12 protein-coding genes are annotated in these 15,876 nt (G+C 60.9%); 5 read left to right on the top strand and 7 right to left on the bottom strand.

The features are described 5' to 3' along the window. Positions 1–20 precede the first annotated feature (20 nt). Together cydB and ABEA12_RS09825 are read right to left on the bottom strand one after the other, a co-directional pair. Complete coding sequence (gene cydB, locus ABEA12_RS09830) at positions 21–1,043, bottom strand: cytochrome d ubiquinol oxidase subunit II (protein WP_210101146.1); 1,023 nt, start codon at positions 1,041–1,043, stop codon at positions 21–23. A gap of 31 nt (positions 1,044–1,074) precedes the next feature. Further along, entirely contained in the window at positions 1,075–2,649 is a 1,575-nt protein-coding gene (locus ABEA12_RS09825) for a cytochrome ubiquinol oxidase subunit I (protein WP_210101147.1), read from the bottom strand. A 204-nt stretch (positions 2,650–2,853) separates the two neighbouring features. Here ABEA12_RS09825 and ABEA12_RS09820 point away from each other — a divergent pair, with 204 nt between their 5' ends. Further along, positions 2,854–3,228 (top strand): BlaI/MecI/CopY family transcriptional regulator, encoded by a 375-nt coding sequence (locus ABEA12_RS09820; RefSeq protein ID WP_210101148.1) that lies wholly within the window; start codon positions 2,854–2,856, stop codon positions 3,226–3,228. Positions 3,229–3,252: 24 nt separating this feature from the next. After that, on the top strand, positions 3,253–4,215 hold the full coding sequence (locus tag ABEA12_RS09815; protein WP_210101149.1) for a M56 family metallopeptidase: 963 nt from the start codon (positions 3,253–3,255) through the stop codon (positions 4,213–4,215). Between the two features lie 84 nt (positions 4,216–4,299). Here the strand turns inward: ABEA12_RS09815 and ABEA12_RS09810 are convergent, their stop codons facing one another. After that, the gene (locus ABEA12_RS09810) at positions 4,300–6,405 is read right to left on the bottom strand and encodes a DNA gyrase/topoisomerase IV subunit B (RefSeq protein WP_210101150.1); all 2,106 of its coding nucleotides are present in this window, start codon (positions 6,403–6,405) and stop codon (positions 4,300–4,302) included. A 199-nt stretch (positions 6,406–6,604) separates the two neighbouring features. Between ABEA12_RS09810 and ABEA12_RS09805 the strand changes: the two genes are divergently transcribed. Beyond that, the gene (locus tag ABEA12_RS09805) at positions 6,605–6,829 is read left to right on the top strand and encodes a DUF7455 domain-containing protein (protein ID WP_210101151.1); all 225 of its coding nucleotides are present in this window, start codon (positions 6,605–6,607) and stop codon (positions 6,827–6,829) included. Positions 6,830–7,044: 215 nt separating this feature from the next. Here ABEA12_RS09805 and ABEA12_RS09800 read toward each other — a convergent pair whose 3' ends face one another. From ABEA12_RS09800 to ABEA12_RS09785, 4 genes are all read right to left on the bottom strand, one after another. After that, complete coding sequence (locus ABEA12_RS09800) at positions 7,045–8,277, bottom strand: RNA polymerase sigma factor (RefSeq protein WP_210101152.1); 1,233 nt, start codon at positions 8,275–8,277, stop codon at positions 7,045–7,047. A 295-nt stretch (positions 8,278–8,572) separates the two neighbouring features. Continuing rightward, entirely contained in the window at positions 8,573–9,730 is a 1,158-nt protein-coding gene (locus tag ABEA12_RS09795) for a DUF4192 domain-containing protein (RefSeq protein WP_210101153.1), read from the bottom strand. A 158-nt stretch (positions 9,731–9,888) separates the two neighbouring features. Next, complete coding sequence (locus tag ABEA12_RS09790; RefSeq protein ID WP_210101154.1) at positions 9,889–11,208, bottom strand: MFS transporter; 1,320 nt, start codon at positions 11,206–11,208, stop codon at positions 9,889–9,891. Further along, positions 11,208–12,143, bottom strand: a complete 936-nt coding sequence (locus ABEA12_RS09785; RefSeq protein ID WP_210101155.1) for a proteasome assembly chaperone family protein — start codon at positions 12,141–12,143, stop codon at positions 11,208–11,210. The genes ABEA12_RS09790 and ABEA12_RS09785 overlap by 1 nt, the downstream gene beginning before the upstream one ends. Positions 12,144–12,564: 421 nt before the next feature. Between ABEA12_RS09785 and ABEA12_RS09780 the strand changes: the two genes are divergently transcribed. Both ABEA12_RS09780 and lpdA read left to right on the top strand, forming a co-directional pair. Then, entirely contained in the window at positions 12,565–14,079 is a 1,515-nt protein-coding gene (locus tag ABEA12_RS09780; RefSeq protein WP_210102586.1) for a leucyl aminopeptidase, read from the top strand. A 296-nt stretch (positions 14,080–14,375) separates the two neighbouring features. Next, a complete protein-coding gene (gene lpdA, locus ABEA12_RS09775) occupies positions 14,376–15,755 on the top strand; it encodes a dihydrolipoyl dehydrogenase (RefSeq protein WP_210101156.1) in 1,380 nt (459 codons plus the stop codon). The last annotated feature ends 121 nt before the right edge of the window (positions 15,756–15,876 follow it).

Below are 15,876 nucleotides of genomic sequence, written 5' to 3'. Positions count from 1 at the left end.
TGGCTGGTTGGAAGGTCGGCTTAGACGATCGAAGTCACTACGCGGGCATCGGGGATGTGGGATTCGGAGATGCGCTTGCGGAACACCCAGTATGTCCATCCCTGGTAGACCAGCACCAACGGGAGCCCGAACGCCGCGACGATGCTCATGAGCTTGAGTGTGTACGGGGTCGAGGAAGCGTTGTACACGGTCAGGTTGTAGGCCGCGTCAATGCTCGAAGGCAGGACGTTGGGGAAGGCAGCGACAAAGATCGCCGCGACCCCGGCCAACAAGAAGACGGCCATTCCAAGGAACACCAGGCCCTCGTTGTATTTGCGGGCTTGGATGAAGGCGAAGACCAACGCCACCACGGCAAGTGCCAGCGGTGCCAACGCCGCCACGCTGAGGTTCAGCAGGACCACGGCAACGGCCCAGGCAGCAAGCGGCAACAGCGCCACCGGCAACCAGCGGGCGACCAGCTTGGCCGCACGTCTGCGGATGTCCCCGTCGGTTTTCAAGCCCAGGAAGGCCAGCGCGTGGACCAGGCAGAAAGCCACGACTCCGATCCCGCCGAGGACCGCGTACATGTTGAACCATGCGAAGGGCCCGCCGACGCGGTCCCCGTTGGCATCCAAGGGAAGTCCCGTGGTGCTCAGCGCGAGCATTGCACCGACGCCAAAGGCAGCAAAGAAGGAGCCAAGGCTGATGGCCCAGTCCCAGGCGTTGCGGACCGCGTCGGTGTGCGCCTTGCCCCGATACTCGAATGCAACCGCACGGAAGATCAGTGCCACGAGCACCAGGGTCAGCGGGATGTAGAGGGCAGAGAAGAGCGAGGCGTACCAGTCCGGGAATGCGGCGAAGGTTGCCGCCCCTGCGGTGATGAGCCAGACCTCGTTGCCGTCCCAGACCGGGCCGATGGTGTTGAGCAGCACGCGGCGCTGCTTCTCGTTTTTCGCGAAGGTCTTCATGAGCATGCCTACGCCCAGGTCGAAGCCTTCGAGGAAGAGATAGCCGCCCCAGAGCACTGCTATCAGGATGAACCACAAGGTGGGCAGGAAATCCACGACAAAGAGTCCTTTCTCTTGAACGGGCGGGTCAGTAGGCGAAGGACAGCACGTCGGTGTCCTCGCTGTCGTCATCTGGGTGGTCGTGGAGCTCAGGCATCGCTGAACCGATGCCGCCGCGGATGTAGCGGGTGAGCAGGACGACTTCGACGACCAGCAAGAACGCGTAGACCAGCGTCAAGGTGATCAGTGAGAAGAGCATCTCCCCGCCGCTGACTCCCGGGGAGACTGCGGCGGCCGTGTACATGAACACCTGGTCGATGCCTTCGAAGCTTGGATTCGGGGCAACGACGAAGGGCTGTCGACCCATCTCGGTGAAGATCCATCCCGCGGAGTTTGCCCCGAAGGGTGCCAGCATGCCAAACAGTGCGAGGCGCGAAAGCCATTTGCTCTGCGGGACTGTTCCCTTACGGGTCAGCCAGAGAGCCACACCGGCTGCCACGGCGGAGAGCCCGCCCAAGGTGATCATCAGTCGGAAGCCCCAGTAGGTCACCTCCATGATCGGGAGGTAGTTGATTTCGCTTCCGGCCCGTTCGCCGTAGATCGGGTCGTCGGGAAGGTGGGTTCCGTATTTTTCCTGGTACTCGGGCAGCAACGTGTTGACACCCTTGATCTCGGTGTCGAAATCATTGTGTGCCAGGAAGGAAAGCAGCCCCGGGAGCTCCCAGACCGCGACCATGTCGTCACAGGTGGTTGCGCCCTCGGAACGGAGGTTGCCGATGGAGAGAATCGAGAAGCCGGTGCCGTCGTGGCAGGCGGCCTCGGCGGCAGCCATTTTCATGGGCTGCTGTTCAAACATCAGCTGCGCCTGTGCGTGTCCGGAGAAGGCGACGCCCAGGAAGGAAACCAGCGCGATTGCCGCTCCGATGCGCAGGGACTTGATCCAGACCTTGTAGTCCACCTTGTCGCGGTTTCTTCCGAGTGTCACGGACTCCCCCACGATCAGGTTGCCGGAGGCGTTGACGACATCGACGCCGCTGCTGCGACGCTTGTGGAGGTGGTACCAGGAGATGCCCAAGAGGAATCCGCCCGCCACGGCGAAGCCGCCGAAGATGGTGTGCGGGAAGGTGACAAGGGCGGTGTTGTTGGTGAAGACAGCCCACGCATCAACCATCGTGGCCCGACCGTCAATCATTTCGGTACCAACCGGGTGCTGCATCCACGAGTTGGCGACGAGAATGAAGTAAGCAGACAGGATACTGGCCACGGAAACGATCCAGATCGTAGCAAGGTGGATGCGTTTGGGTAACCGTCCCCAGCCGAAGATCCACAGGCCAAGAAAAGTGGACTCAATGAAGAACGCGAGGAGTGCCTCCATCGCCAGAGGTGCGCCGAATACGTCCCCGACAAAGCGGCTGTACTCGCTCCACGCCATGCCGAACTGGAATTCCTGGACGATGCCCGTGGCAACTCCCATGATGAAGTTGATAAGGAAGAGCTTTCCCCAGAACTTCGTCATTCGCAGGTATTCTTCCTTGCCCGTCCGGTGCCACACGGTCTGCATGACCGCGACCACCAGGCCGAGTCCGATGGTCAGCGGCACCATGAGGAAGTGATAAACGGTGGTGATGCCAAATTGCCATCTGGCAATTTCCAGTGCGTCCATGCCTTGCCCTTCACTGAGAAATCCTTTGGCCAACATCAAGAGCGCCGCCATGATTTCTACGAGTCGTAGAAGTCGTTTCTACTGAGTGTAGAACATTTGGGCCGCACGCGGTAAACTGATGACAGCGGGTGTTGCCCACGGCGACCCCTGTCGGTCCAGCAGCCACAGCTGCATGGGGCCTGGATACTCTGTTAGGAATGAAGATTGGCCACTCTTGGCGACCTTGAACGCGCAGTAATGGATCTCCTTTGGGACGCCGAATCCCCGCTGACCGCCAACGAACTTCGCGACCAGCTTGCAGCACCCGGCGGCGTGGACGGCAAGGAACTTGCTGTCACCACGGTCCTGACCGTGCTGGCACGACTGGAAAAGAAGGGCTTGGTTGCACGCGAACGCGACATCCGCCCGCACCGCTACACCGCGGTAACCAACCGCGAGGAACACACCGTGGCGTTGATGAACGAAGCGCTGGGAACCGTGCTGGATCGTGAGGCCGTTTTGGCACGCTTCATCGGTGGCATCTCCGCCGAAGAAGCGCAGTCGTTGCGCCAGCTGCTCGATACACCACGTAACGCCTAGCGACGATCGGCACCGCCACCTAACGTGCTGCTGACTTCCTACCTCTTGGCGGGGCTGGCCGTGCTCCTTGCATGGCCTATACCCGTTGCCCTTTCGCGTGCCCGATGGACAGCAAGATCCCCGTTTGCGGCAATGGTCCTCTGGCAAGCCATTGCCTTGGCCGGTGGGCTTTCGATGATTGGCGCCCTGCTCTTTTGGGGACTCGAACCGTTGGGCAGTACCCTACTCGACGCCGCGGATGGCAGCATCAAGCTCCTACGGGGCGACGCTGGCGCGAAAACCCCCGGTCCCATACATATCTTTGCCTTGAGCACCGCAGCGCTATTGGGATTCCACTTGGTCCTCACCTTGATCCGGGCCGCATGGCGCATCACCCGTCAACGTGCCCGGCATAGACACATCCTGAAGTTGCTGACAGAGGAATCCAGCGCGAACCCCGGCACGCTTGTCCTGGACCACGAAATCCCGATCGCCTATTGCCTGCCAAGCTTCACCGGCTCGGTCACAGTGCTCTCGCGCGGCTTGGTCCAGCAGCTGAACGCCGATGAACTCCGGGCCGTCCTCGCCCATGAAAGGGCCCACCTCGAGCAACGCCACGACCTGCTCCTATTGGCCTTTACTTCGTGGAACGATGCACTTCCTTGGCTACCGACCTCCAAGCTGTCGTTGGCAGCAGTCCAGGAGCTGGTGGAAATGCTTGCCGACGATGTTGCATTGCGTGAGGTCACGGCGCCGGTCCTGCTGCGTGCGTTGCTCACCGTTGCAACTGGAGCACTGGGTGATCCTTCCGGCCAAGATTCCTCATCCCTGCCGTCTGCGGGGACCGGCGGGGCACCTACCGAAGAGCTCTCCTCGCATCGCTTGCGACGACTCCTTACCCCCAAGCCTGCGTTGCCCCGGGCTACGCAAACCCTGGCCATCTCGGCAGCGGTGCTTCTCATCGCGTTGCCAACAACGATGCTGATCGCCCCGGAACTCTTCAGCTAGCAATTCCAGGGCGCCCTGAACCGGTCCGAAAACAGGTTCGGTGGGCATCCCCAAAGAGATACCCACCGAACTACGATAAGCCTACTAAGCGTCGATGCGATCGCGTTCCAGGCGCTCCGCCCCGGAAATAATGAACTGTTTGCGCGGCGCCACATCCGAGCCCATCAGCAGATCGAATACCCGCTCAGCGGATTCAGCATGTTCCAGCCCCACCCGGCGCAACGTCCGGTGGCGCGGATCCATTGTGGTTTCCGCAAGTTGGTCCGCATCCATCTCACCCAGGCCCTTGTAGCGTTGGATCGGCTCCTTGTATCGCTTGCCACTCTTCTCCAGCGCCGCCAGGACTTCGTGCAGTTCGTTTTCCGAGTAGGTGTAAACCATCTCGTTCTCCTTGGAACCGTGATTCACGATCTCCACCCGGTGCAAGGGAGGCACCGCTGCATAGACCCTGCCGGCTTCAACCATGGGACGCATGTAGCGGAAGAAAAGGGTGAGCAGCAACGTGCGGATATGCGCGCCGTCGACATCGGCATCGGTCATCAGCACGATCTTGCCGTAGCGTGCCGAATCGATGTCAAAGCTTCGCCCCGAGCCCGCACCGACGACCTGAATCAACGCCGCGCACTCGGTGTTCGAGAGCATGTCGGCAACGGAGGCCTTCTGCACGTTGAGGATCTTGCCACGAATGGGGAGCAGTGCCTGGAAGTCCGAAGACCTCGCCAACCGGGCTGTTCCCAATGCACTGTCGCCCTCCACAATGAACAGCTCACTACGCTCGGTGTCCGTGCTGCGGCAGTCCGCCAGCTTGGTCGGAAGGGAAGAAGTCTCCAGGGCCGTCTTGCGCCTCTGGGTCTCCTTGTGAACCCGCGCCGAGATGCGCGACTTCATCTCGCTGACCACCTTTTCCAGCAGCATGGAAGCTTGGGTCTTCTCCCCCTTGGCGGAGGAATTCAGCTTGGCGGTCAGGTCCTTTTCCACGACCTTGGAGACGATCTGGCGCACAGCCGAGGTACCAAGGATTTCCTTGGTCTGCCCCTCGAACTGTGGCTCGGCCAACCGGACGGTCAACACTGCGGTCAGCCCCGCACTGACATCGTCCTTTTCGATCTTGTCGTTGCCCGCCTTGAGCTTTCGGGCGTTGGCCTCAATGACCTTGCGAAAGGTCTTCAACAGGGCCTGCTCGAATCCGGTCTGGTGGGTGCCTCCCTTGGGCGTGGCAATGATGTTCACGAAGGAGCGCAGGCTGGTCTCGTACCCGATGCCCCAGCGCAATGCGATATCGACCTCACACGTGCGTTCGACCGCCGTGATTCGGCTATGCCCGGAGGAGTCGATCACGGGCACGGATTCCTTGAAAGTCCCCGAACCGTGAAAACGCCAGATATCGGTGACCGCAGGATCATTGGCCAGGTACTCCACGAACTCTGAAATGCCCCCGTCATGCTGGAAGACCTCTTCATAGGGACCATCCGCACCCAAGGTGTCGGGCAGACCGCGATCGTCACGCAGGGTGATCTTCAGTCCCGGCACCAGAAACGAGGTCTGGCGGGCACGAGCCTGCAATTCAGTGTAGGAGAACTTGGCGTCGGGAGTAAATATTTGCCGGTCGGCCCAGTAGCGCACGCGCGTACCGGTGACTCCGCGCTTGGCCTTTCCCACTACATCGAGCACCGACGCTGTGGAGAAGGGTTCAAAACCGGCGTCGGGCTTGGGCTTGCCCGAATCGGTGAAGCGACCCGGTTCGCCACGGCGGAATTGCATCCCATACGTCTTGCCGCCACGGTCCACAAATACATCAAGGCGCGACGAGAGCGCATTCACCACGGAGGCGCCCACACCGTGCAGGCCGCCAGAGGCGGTATACGATCCGCCGCCGAACTTTCCTCCAGCGTGCAGCTTCGTGAAGACGACTTCAACGCCAGAGAGTCCGGTCTTCGGCTCGATGTCCACGGGGATGCCGCGGCCGTCGTCGTGGATCTCCACGGAACCATCCGCATGGAGAAGGACCTTGATGGACTGGCCGTAGCCGGCAAGTGTCTCATCAACGGAGTTGTCGATGATCTCCCACAGGCAGTGCATGAGTCCACGCGAGTCGGTCGAGCCGACGTACATGCCCGGACGTTTGCGCACAGCTTCGAGACCTTCCAGGACGGAAAGGTGTCTGGCGTTGTAGTCAGTGCTTTTGGCCACGGTTATTAGAACTCCTCAAAAACCTCGGAACGACGCTCTCAACAATAGTCTGTGGCCATGTCATTTCGCTGTAACCCCCGCATTAGAGCTTCGCCTCTGCTCCCTCCGGGCTACGCGGTGAGCGAAAGGACAAACATTCAAGAAGAAAAATGGAGGTTTGCTGGTTGTATTAGATACACATCGACTGAAGGAGGTCATCATGATGACGACGACGGTAACCCGAGAACTAAATGCCCTTGATCGTTGCGACCGGTGCGGCGCACAGGCATATGTGCGCGCAGTATTGGAGACCTCCGGTGGCGAGCTCTTCTTCTGCGGACACCACGCACGGTCAGTGGAAGAAAAACTGCGCCCCATGACCACGGAGTGGCAAGACGAAACAGCACGCCTCCACGAGAAGCCTGTTTTCGACGACGAAGATTAATCGTCTCATCCCGGCCAAGCGCCGGAATAGGTTTGGAAGTGGGACCCCGGCATTGCGCTGGGGTCCCACTGTCGTTAAGGATTGGTTTCCGCCGGTTTCTGCCGGCCGAAGGGCCCGATGGCCTTCTAATGCAGGACGAGAAAAGCGGCTCTCGGAAACAGGGTTTCCGGGAGCCGTTGGACTCGCGTGGGATATAGGCCCACGCGTTGGCTTTTTTAGTCCAGGTAGTCGCGCAGAACCTGCGACCGCGACGGGTGGCGCAGCTTGGACATCGTCTTTGACTCGATCTGGCGGATGCGTTCGCGGGTCACGCCGTAGACCTTGCCAATTTCGTCAAGCGTCTTCGGCTGGCCATCAGTAAGGCCAAAGCGCATGGCCACGACTCCGGCTTCACGCTCCGAAAGCGTATCGAGCACCGAGTGCAGCTGTTCCTGCAGAAGGGTGAACGACACAGCATCGGCGGGAACCACTGCCTCGGAGTCCTCAATGAGGTCACCGAACTCGGAGTCTCCGTCTTCGCCAAGGGGAGTGTGCAAGGAGATCGGCTCGCGCCCGTACTTCTGGACCTCGACGACCTTCTCTGGGGTCATGTCCAGTTCCTTGGCCAATTCCTCCGGGGTCGGTTCGCGACCAAGATCCTGAAGCATCTGGCGCTGCACGCGTGCCAGCTTGTTGATGACTTCAACCATGTGTACCGGAATACGAATGGTGCGGGCCTGGTCTGCCATGGCACGGGTGATGGCCTGCCGGATCCACCAAGTGGCGTAGGTCGAGAACTTGAAGCCCTTGGTGTAGTCGAACTTCTCAACCGCACGGATCAAGCCGAGGTTACCTTCCTGGATCAGGTCCAGGAAGAGCATGCCGCGACCGGTGTAGCGCTTGGCCAGCGACACTACGAGACGTAGGTTGGCCTCGAGCAGGTGGTTCTTGGCGATCTTGCCGTCATGCACGATCTGCTCGTAGTCCCAGCGCAGCCGCTTTTCGATCTTGGCGCCGTTCTCAGCCTTGAGTTTCTCAGTGGCGTAAAGTCCTGCCTCGATGCGCAGCGCAAGATCGACTTCCTGCTCGGCGTTCAGCAGGGCAACCTTGCCGATCTGCTTCAGGTAGTCCTTGACAGGGTCAGCGGTGGCGCCAGCAGCCATGACCTGTTGCTGCGGGGCGTCATCTTCGTCGGCAGTGAGGATGAAACCCTTGGAGTTCTCGTCGACGGCGGGCGTCTTCGGGGTCTCCTCGGCGTCTTCGTCCGTCTCAACCTCTTCGGTCTCGACTTCCTCGGGTGCCTTTGCGGCCTTGGCACGGGACTTTGCAGGAGCACGCTTTGCAGCAGGCTTCTTCGCGGTGGCGGCCTTCGCAGCAGCCGTCTTTACAGCTGCCTTTCCCACAGTTGCTTCCTGCAGATCGGCGGCAGAATCTGCTGCCTTGCCATTGGTGGTCGTCTCAGAAGACACGAAATACCTTTCTCACGGTTCGTCCGCGATGCCACCTACCGGTAACACCACTATGACCCTGTCAAGTCCGCGTCCCGCCAAATAGAGGCGAGTCGGGATTCAGGGTCCAATAAATGGAACGCCTGATTCCCGCCATTTGTTCCCGTCGAGTATTCGACGGTGCTGGCTTGAAAGCCATGGAGCACGAACCCAACCGGGTCTGTTGCTTAATAGTGTCTCACGTTTCAGGCCGCCGATGATTCATTTCAGTCACGGGAGCGAGGCATGTTCGGCCACGGACATCGTCGGCTGGACCTCAGGCACTTAGCCTGCCTTCCAGACGCAACCGCCAGGCGCGTCGTGGATCCGCGACCCAGGAAGGCATCTCCCCGGATTCCAACAACGTGCCCATGAGCTGGGCCAGCCGATAGTCCGGATCTTTTTCCAGCGCGGTGGAAAAGAGCCCCAGGGCGGAGCTCCCCTTGCCCTTGGCCCAATTCACCCATCCCAACAAACACAACAGGGCTGTCTCTTCAGTGCCGTGGGCCGCCCCGAGCAGATCCCGGCAGTAGAACCACAGGCGATCGATCCGATCCCAGTCAGGGGTACAGGAGGAAGTTCCCAGGAGAAACTCGGAGAAGTCCTGTGACGCGGGGCCGAATCCAGCTTCACGGCTGACTTCCTTGAACGCCTCGAGGGCGCGCGTTGTGCCCCGTCCGGCCAAGTACGGCAGGATGTCGCGGACCGTCCGGTCGCTGAGCGAGACCAACAGCGAGGCGCAAAACGATTCGTCGCCCCGCAGTCGGCGCTCGGCGAGAACCGGATGCGCTTCCAGGAGATCGGCCCAGTCCCGGATCATGGATTCCCGGTTGTCCGTCCCGACGTATTCGTGGGCCAGGATTTCCGCATACTCTCGGATAGTTGTTTTGTTGGTCCAATCTGCGACTCCGCTGCCGTCCCAGATATGTTCTTCGGGAGCCGAACCGGCAACGACCATCCGCAGGTGGGTCTCCGTCAGCGCCAGGTCAGGCAGTTCGAAGCCCTCGGTCGGGCAGCAGTTCTCGCTCTTGCAGAAATAGCTGTGCCACCTTTGGGCGCCTACGTACCAGCTATCGCGAACATGGATTCCGGAGTGCACCATGGCCGCGGCCAGCTGCTCCAGCAGTTCGTGCTTGGGCAGCGAGCCGTGATCCTTCCCCGGTGTTTGCCCTGTGTAGATGGCAGCGAAAACCGAGGTTGCATCCGGAACCTTGTGCACCAGCCTCACTAGCTGCTTCGTCCATTGAAGGCACTGCTCCTCACCGTTTCCCGTTAGCGGCAAATCAACTCGGAGGGTCGCCGCCAAACCCGTTCCCTGCATTATCAACAGGACCACGGCGTTGCGAGGGTAGAACCCCAACGCGTGGGGAATGTACGCCAGGACCTCTTCGGGGCTGGCCAGGGAAAAACTGGAGGCTGAAGGTTGAGTAGTCATGGGCCCTATGCTGCCCACCACCGGAACCTTGGGGCAGTGGTTAACGGGAACGTGTGGACATGCCCGGATCCCCGTTGCACCGTTGGCCCATATCTGTGCGGAACTGTGCCGGGCGAGAAGTGGCGCTCCGGTGGATCCAACCTCGCCGATCGGTACAGCTAATCGTTCAGGGAACCCCTGTCCAGGCGCCGGCTGCCAGCCGGAGGATACTCGCCGCGCAACGCCATGGCTCGTCGGGCCTTGTTTCTGGTGACTAGCATGCCGATGGTGCCGCAGAACATCACGATGAACTGGAAGGAAAGTGCCCATCGGAACGCATCGAGGTTGTATAGCTCGGCACCGCCGACGCCGGCCTTCTGCTGGATGTCCAGCAGCCACCCAACCACGTACACGGTAATCAATGCGGCAAGGAACCCACCGACGTTGACGATTCCCGTTCCCGTTCCAATGACACGCTGAGTGTTGAAGGTCCGGGCGAAATCGAATCCGATCATCGATGCCGGTCCTCCCAGCGCGACGCAAACGATCAAGACGACGAGCATCCATAAGGGTGCGGGCCCCGGCCACAAGATGACCACCAGCCATGCGGTTGCGATCAACCCAATGACGTTGAAGGCGATGGCCGAGCGGCGGTGTGGGTACCGTGCCACGGCTGCCCCCAGCAACGGGCCGGCAACCATGGCGACCAGCACGAATATCGAGAGCAGCCCGGATGCCGTTGCGGGGCTTACTCCCTGGCCGGAGACCAGGAACGGGTACCCCCAGGTCAGCAAGAAGACGTTGGTGGTGAATTGGGTCGTGAAGTGGGTCCAGAACCCCAAACGGGTACCGGGTTCGCGCCACGCTTCGGACAACAGGGTCTTGGCCTTGATCGGTTCCGGTCTGGATTCGGTGGTAGGAGGGCCGTTGCTGACCACGACCAATGCCAGGACCAATCCCACCACCGACAAAGCGGCCAGGGAAAGGAATGCGGGCGTCCAGCTCCAGAGATGCAGCAGTGCCACGAACGGGATCAACGAAAGCAATTGGCCAAGTTGGCCGACCATACCGGTGACCTGGGTCAGCATGGGGATTCGGTAGCCGGAGAACCAGACCGGCAGCAAACGGATCACCGAGACGAAGGTCATCGCGTCCCCGGCGCCGACGAAGAACCGGCCCACCAAGCCAGCTCCGACGGAATCAGCCATGGCCAGCAGCAACTGACCGACCATCATCAGTGCCGCTCCCCCGGTGATCATGGCCCGCGGACCCCAACGGTCCACCAGGATGCCAACGGGAATCTGCAAGCCGGCATAAACCACCAGCTGCACGACGGAGAAGGTAGCCAGGATCGAAGCTGAAGCGTTGAACCGGTCGGTCGCTTCCAGACCGGCCACGCCAAAGCTGGTGCGCTGCGTAACAGCGATCAGATAAGCGCCGAGACTAGCCGCCCACACCCCCCAGGAACGGGCGGAGTCAAGATATCCTGCCTTGGTCACTAGGATTCCTTGGCTGAAGTGCCACCCGTTTGGGGGTATCCCGAGAGGAACGCCTCGGCGGCCAGGGCAAGCTCCTCGCCATCGGGGACTTCGGCATCTGCGGTCACCAGCAGGGAGCGTCGCTCGGTCTCCGGGACATGCTCGTCAAAGCGTTCCTCGAAGTTCTCCACCATCCGGGCCACTTCGGGAGTTGCGGCAACCTGCTCGGCGATCTGCGCTCCGAGATCGCGTCCGGCCTCCCGCAGCTGGTCGGTGGGCAAACCCAGCTTCAGGGCTGCGCCCACGTATTCAAGGACACCGACGGCAACTTGGGGGTACTCGGCTTCTGAAAGATAATGCGGCACGTGAAGGGAGTAGCCGACCGCATCCCGACCCGCTTCGATCAACCTGACTTCGATGAGGCTGGACAGGCTCGCCGGCAGCTCCGCCGTCGGCGACCAAGTCGAGATCCCCTCGATCAGGTCTTTGCGGTTGCCGTGGGCGGTGACTCCCAGGGGCCGAGTGTGTGGAACAGGCATCGGAACCGCGTCGAAGGAAACAGTCAGCCCCACGTTGAAGGCGTCGACCAACCCAAGGATCGCTGACGTGACCCGTTCCCAGGCCAGGTCGGGTTCCGGTCCCGTGAGGAACAGGAAGTCCTGTTCGAGTCCGTCGGTCAAGCGGTGGAGTTCCAGCCGCGGCTGTTGATATGCCGCAAAGGAGTCGCCGAGAAAGGAAATCTGCGGACGCCGTTCACGGTAGTTGATGAGCTGGTCCGCATCGAAGGATGCGATGAGCCGCGGATTGAGGGATTCCAGCAGTTCGCTGCGCACCTGCGAAAGCGCATGACCGGCATCGGCGTGTCCTAGAAGGCCGATGAGCAGGTCAAGTCCCTGAAGCTCAAGTGCGTCCAAATTGTGGTCTTCGAACCTGATCAGGGATTGGGGGTCAAGCATTGCCGCTGCTCCTTTCAGGTTGTTTCCATGGGTTCCATCGACCACACCTCCACCTTGAAAAACGTGCTCCAAGAAGTTTCCCTCGTGTTCATCCCGAGATTGGCCGAGAACTGGCTCGGTGCGTCGCAATCCAAGGAAATCCAAAGGTGGGTGAGGGCCGAAAGAACCCAAAAAGTGATTCGTACGGTTGCCTACAGGAGGGGTCAACCGCTCTTGAAGCTGTTTTCTTCCCGTGGTCCATCCCCAATTCTAAGCCGTTTATCCTTCGGATGTGCTGTGTGCTCCGTCTCAGCGATACGATCGGTAAAGGCCAATCGTCTTTCGCGTACCCGTAACCAGGGTCATACGTTGACGTTTTGGCTCCTTCGAAGCATGTGCATTTGACGCTCATGTACAGAATCTAATGAACAGGAATCGTTCTGTGATCAACTCCATCGATCTCAAGCTGACCGCCGTTTCCACCGACATCAAGCGCATCGGCGCCGGCGCGCTGGTTCTCGGTGTCGTCAAGGGCACCGATGGCCCCGTACTGGTGGCTTCCCCTTTCAGCGCCAAGGTGACCGACACCCTGCAGGACTCCTTGGCCGCCCTGAACATCACCGGCGCCGCCGATGAATTGGTCCGTTTGCCGGCCGTCGCCGAGACCAAGGCCCAGCTGTTGGCCTTCGCGGGCTTGGGTTCCTTTGAGGAATCCACCTTGACCGAAGAGGCACTGCGCCGTGCCGCCGGTTCGGCCACCCGCCAGCTCAAGGGCGTCTCCACTGTGCTCTTTGCACTGCCGGCAGCCACCTTGGAACAGGCTTCCGCAGTCGCCGAGGGCATTGCCCTGGGCGCCTACAGCTTCAATAGCCACCGCTCCACCCCTGAGACCAAGTCTCCGCTGGGCGAAGCGATCATCGCCACCGCCGCATCGGCAGACAAGGGCCTTACCGCAGCACTGAAGCGTGCGGCAATCTTGGGTCGCGCAGTGCGCGCCACCCGCGACCTGGTCAACGTTGCACCCAACGTGCTGTACCCGGAGACCTTTGCCCAGGAGGTCAAGGACTCCGTGAAGAACCAGCCCTTGAAGGTCACGGTCTTCGACGAGAAGAAGCTGGACAAGGACGGCTACGGCGGTTTGATGGGCGTTGGTGGCGGCTCCGTGCGCAAGCCACGCATGGTGAAGATCGAGTACACCCCGGCCAAGGCGACCAAGCACCTGGCCCTGGTGGGCAAGGGCATCACCTTTGACACCGGCGGCATTTCCATCAAGCCTGCAGCGAACATGCACGCAATGAAATGCGACATGGCCGGCGCCGCCACAGTCTTCCAGTCGATTGTTGCGATGGCTGAGCTGGCCCTTCCGATCAAGGTCACCGGCTGGCTGTGCCTGGCCGAGAACATGCCCGGCGGTGGAGCGACGCGCCCCGGCGATGTCATTTCCATCTTCGGAGGAAAAACCGTTGAGGTTCTCAACACCGACGCCGAGGGCCGCCTGGTCATGGCCGACGGCTTGGTTGCAGCCAGCGCCGAGAAGCCAGATGCGCTGATCGACGTTGCCACCCTCACCGGCGCCCAGATGGTTGCCCTTGGCCTGCGCACCGCCGGCGTCATGGGAGATTCGGTTCTTCGCGACGCAGTGGTTACCGCAGCCAACAAGGCAGGGGAAGCCGCATGGGGCATGCCGCTGCCGGAGGAACTGCGCCCGAGCATCGATTCCCAGGTAGCCGACCTAGCCAACATCGGTGAGCGCATGGGCGGAATGATGACCGCCGCGGTGTTCCTCAACGAATTCGTGGGCGAAGTCAACGGAACCAAGATCCCGTGGGCACACGTGGATATTGCCGGCCCCGCATTCAACGAGCAGGCACCCTACGGGTACACCCATAAGAACGGAACCGGTTCCTCGGTCCGCACCCTTGTGGCCTTGGCCGAGGAAATGTCCTCAGCCAGGTAGCCCCTGGGCGGAGCCCGCCCTCCGGTGATTTCTATGCTTTGTAGAAGAAACCGCATGTCAGTGGAACGGCGGCCCTTCGGCCATTTCGAGGGGTCGCCGCCACTGTGCAACACGTCACATGCACACGCAATCTGCCTCACCGTATGTGGCCGAGCGCGTTTCGGGGGGCTAAGGTAAACCTGATAGATCACTAGCACCACCGCAGTTCTGCTGGCCCTCACGGGCCGGCACATACACCCAACAGACACCAGGTCGACCGCTTCGTCGGCCACAACTCTTAACGAGGGAGCGTTCACGTGGCCGAATCGGCAGCAACGCAAGAATTCGACATCCTCATTCTCGGCGGCGGTTCCGCTGGCTACTCGGCAGCCCTGCGCGCCGTGCAGCTGGGTTTCACCGTCGGCTTGATTGAAAAGGCCAAGCTCGGTGGCACGTGCCTGCACACCGGTTGCATCCCCACCAAGGCGTACCTGCACTCCGCCGAATTGGCCGAGAACGCTCGCGAAGGCGCAAAGTACGGAATCAACACCACGCTGGACTCCATCGACCTCGGCGCCGTGCGCAGCTACAAGGACGGGATTGTAGCCGGAAAGTTCAAGGGACTCACCGGTTTGCTGAAGATGAAGAAGGTGACCGTTATCGAAGGTAACGGCCGCTTGGTCTCCAAGGACACCATTGACGTTGACGGCGTGGCCTACAAAGGCAAGAACCTCATCCTGGCCACCGGTTCGATGTCCAAGACCTTCGGTCTGGAAATCGGCGGACGCGTGCTCACCAGCACCGAAGCACTGAACATGGAGGACCTGCCCAAGAGCGCCATCGTGCTCGGCGGCGGCGTCATCGGCGTCGAGTTTGCCTCCGTGTGGAAATCCTTCGGTGTCGATGTGACCATCGTCGAAGGCCTTCCCTCACTGGTGCCCAACGAGGATCCGGCGATCATCAAGTCCCTGGAACGTGCCTTCAAGAAGCGTGGCATCAAGTTCAACACCGGCGTCTTCTTCGAAAAGGTCGAGCAGGACGCCAACGGCGTCAAGGTCTCCCTGGCAGACGGCAAGATTCTTGAAGCCGATATCGTCCTGGTTGCCGTGGGTCGTGGCCCGGTCACCGAGGGCCTGGGCTACGAAGAACAGGGCATCCCGATGGATCGTGGCTTCGTGCTCGCCAACGAGCGCTGCCACACCGGCGTGGGCAATATCTACGCCATCGGCGACATTGTCCCGGGCCTTCAGCTCGCACACCGCGGCTACCAGCATGGCATCTTCGTCGCCGAGGAAATCGGCGGCCTGAACCCGGTGATCGTCGAAGACATCAACATCCCCAAGGTCACCTACTGCGAACCGGAAATCGCTTCGGTCGGCTACTCCGAACCGGCTGCCAAGGCCAAGTTCGGCGACGACCAAATCGAGACCGTCGAGTACAATCTGGCCGGCAACGGCAAGTCCTCGATCCTGGGCACCTCCGGCATGATCAAGATGATCCGCGTCAAGAACGGACCCATCGTGGGCGTCCACGGCATCGGCGGACGCATCGGCGAGCAGGTCGGCGAAGCACAGCTGATCGTGAACTGGGAAGCATACCCGGAGGATGTCGCACAGCTCATCCACGCACACCCGACGCAGAACGAAGCACTCGGCGAGGCAGCCATGGCTCTGGCCGGCAAGCCTCTGCACGGTTAGTCACAATTGCTTCACGGGGCACGTATTCCACCGAGGAATTCGTGCCCCGTGCACTAAGCTCGGAGGCACTGACCTCCCACGGGAAAAGCGGGAAACCGCGGATCTCTCGCACATAGAAATT

This window comes from Paeniglutamicibacter antarcticus, from assembly GCF_039544305.1.
In the GTDB taxonomy this organism is placed as follows: domain Bacteria; phylum Actinomycetota; class Actinomycetes; order Actinomycetales; family Micrococcaceae; genus Paeniglutamicibacter; species Paeniglutamicibacter antarcticus_C.
Note: the sequence above shows the minus strand (reverse complement) of the source record. Positions and strands in the feature narration are given on the sequence as shown.

Excerpts from the sequence above, each read along its gene's own strand:
- ABEA12_RS09825 (WP_210101147.1), bottom strand. The coding sequence starts at position 2,649 with ATGGACGCACTGGAAATTGCCAGATGGCAATTTGGCATCACCACCGTT.
- ABEA12_RS09805 (WP_210101151.1), top strand. The coding sequence starts at position 6,605 with ATGATGACGACGACGGTAACCCGAGAACTAAATGCCCTTGATCGTTGC.
- ABEA12_RS09795 (WP_210101153.1), bottom strand. The coding sequence starts at position 9,730 with ATGACTACTCAACCTTCAGCCTCCAGTTTTTCCCTGGCCAGCCCCGAA.
- ABEA12_RS09785 (WP_210101155.1), bottom strand. The coding sequence starts at position 12,143 with ATGCTTGACCCCCAATCCCTGATCAGGTTCGAAGACCACAATTTGGAC.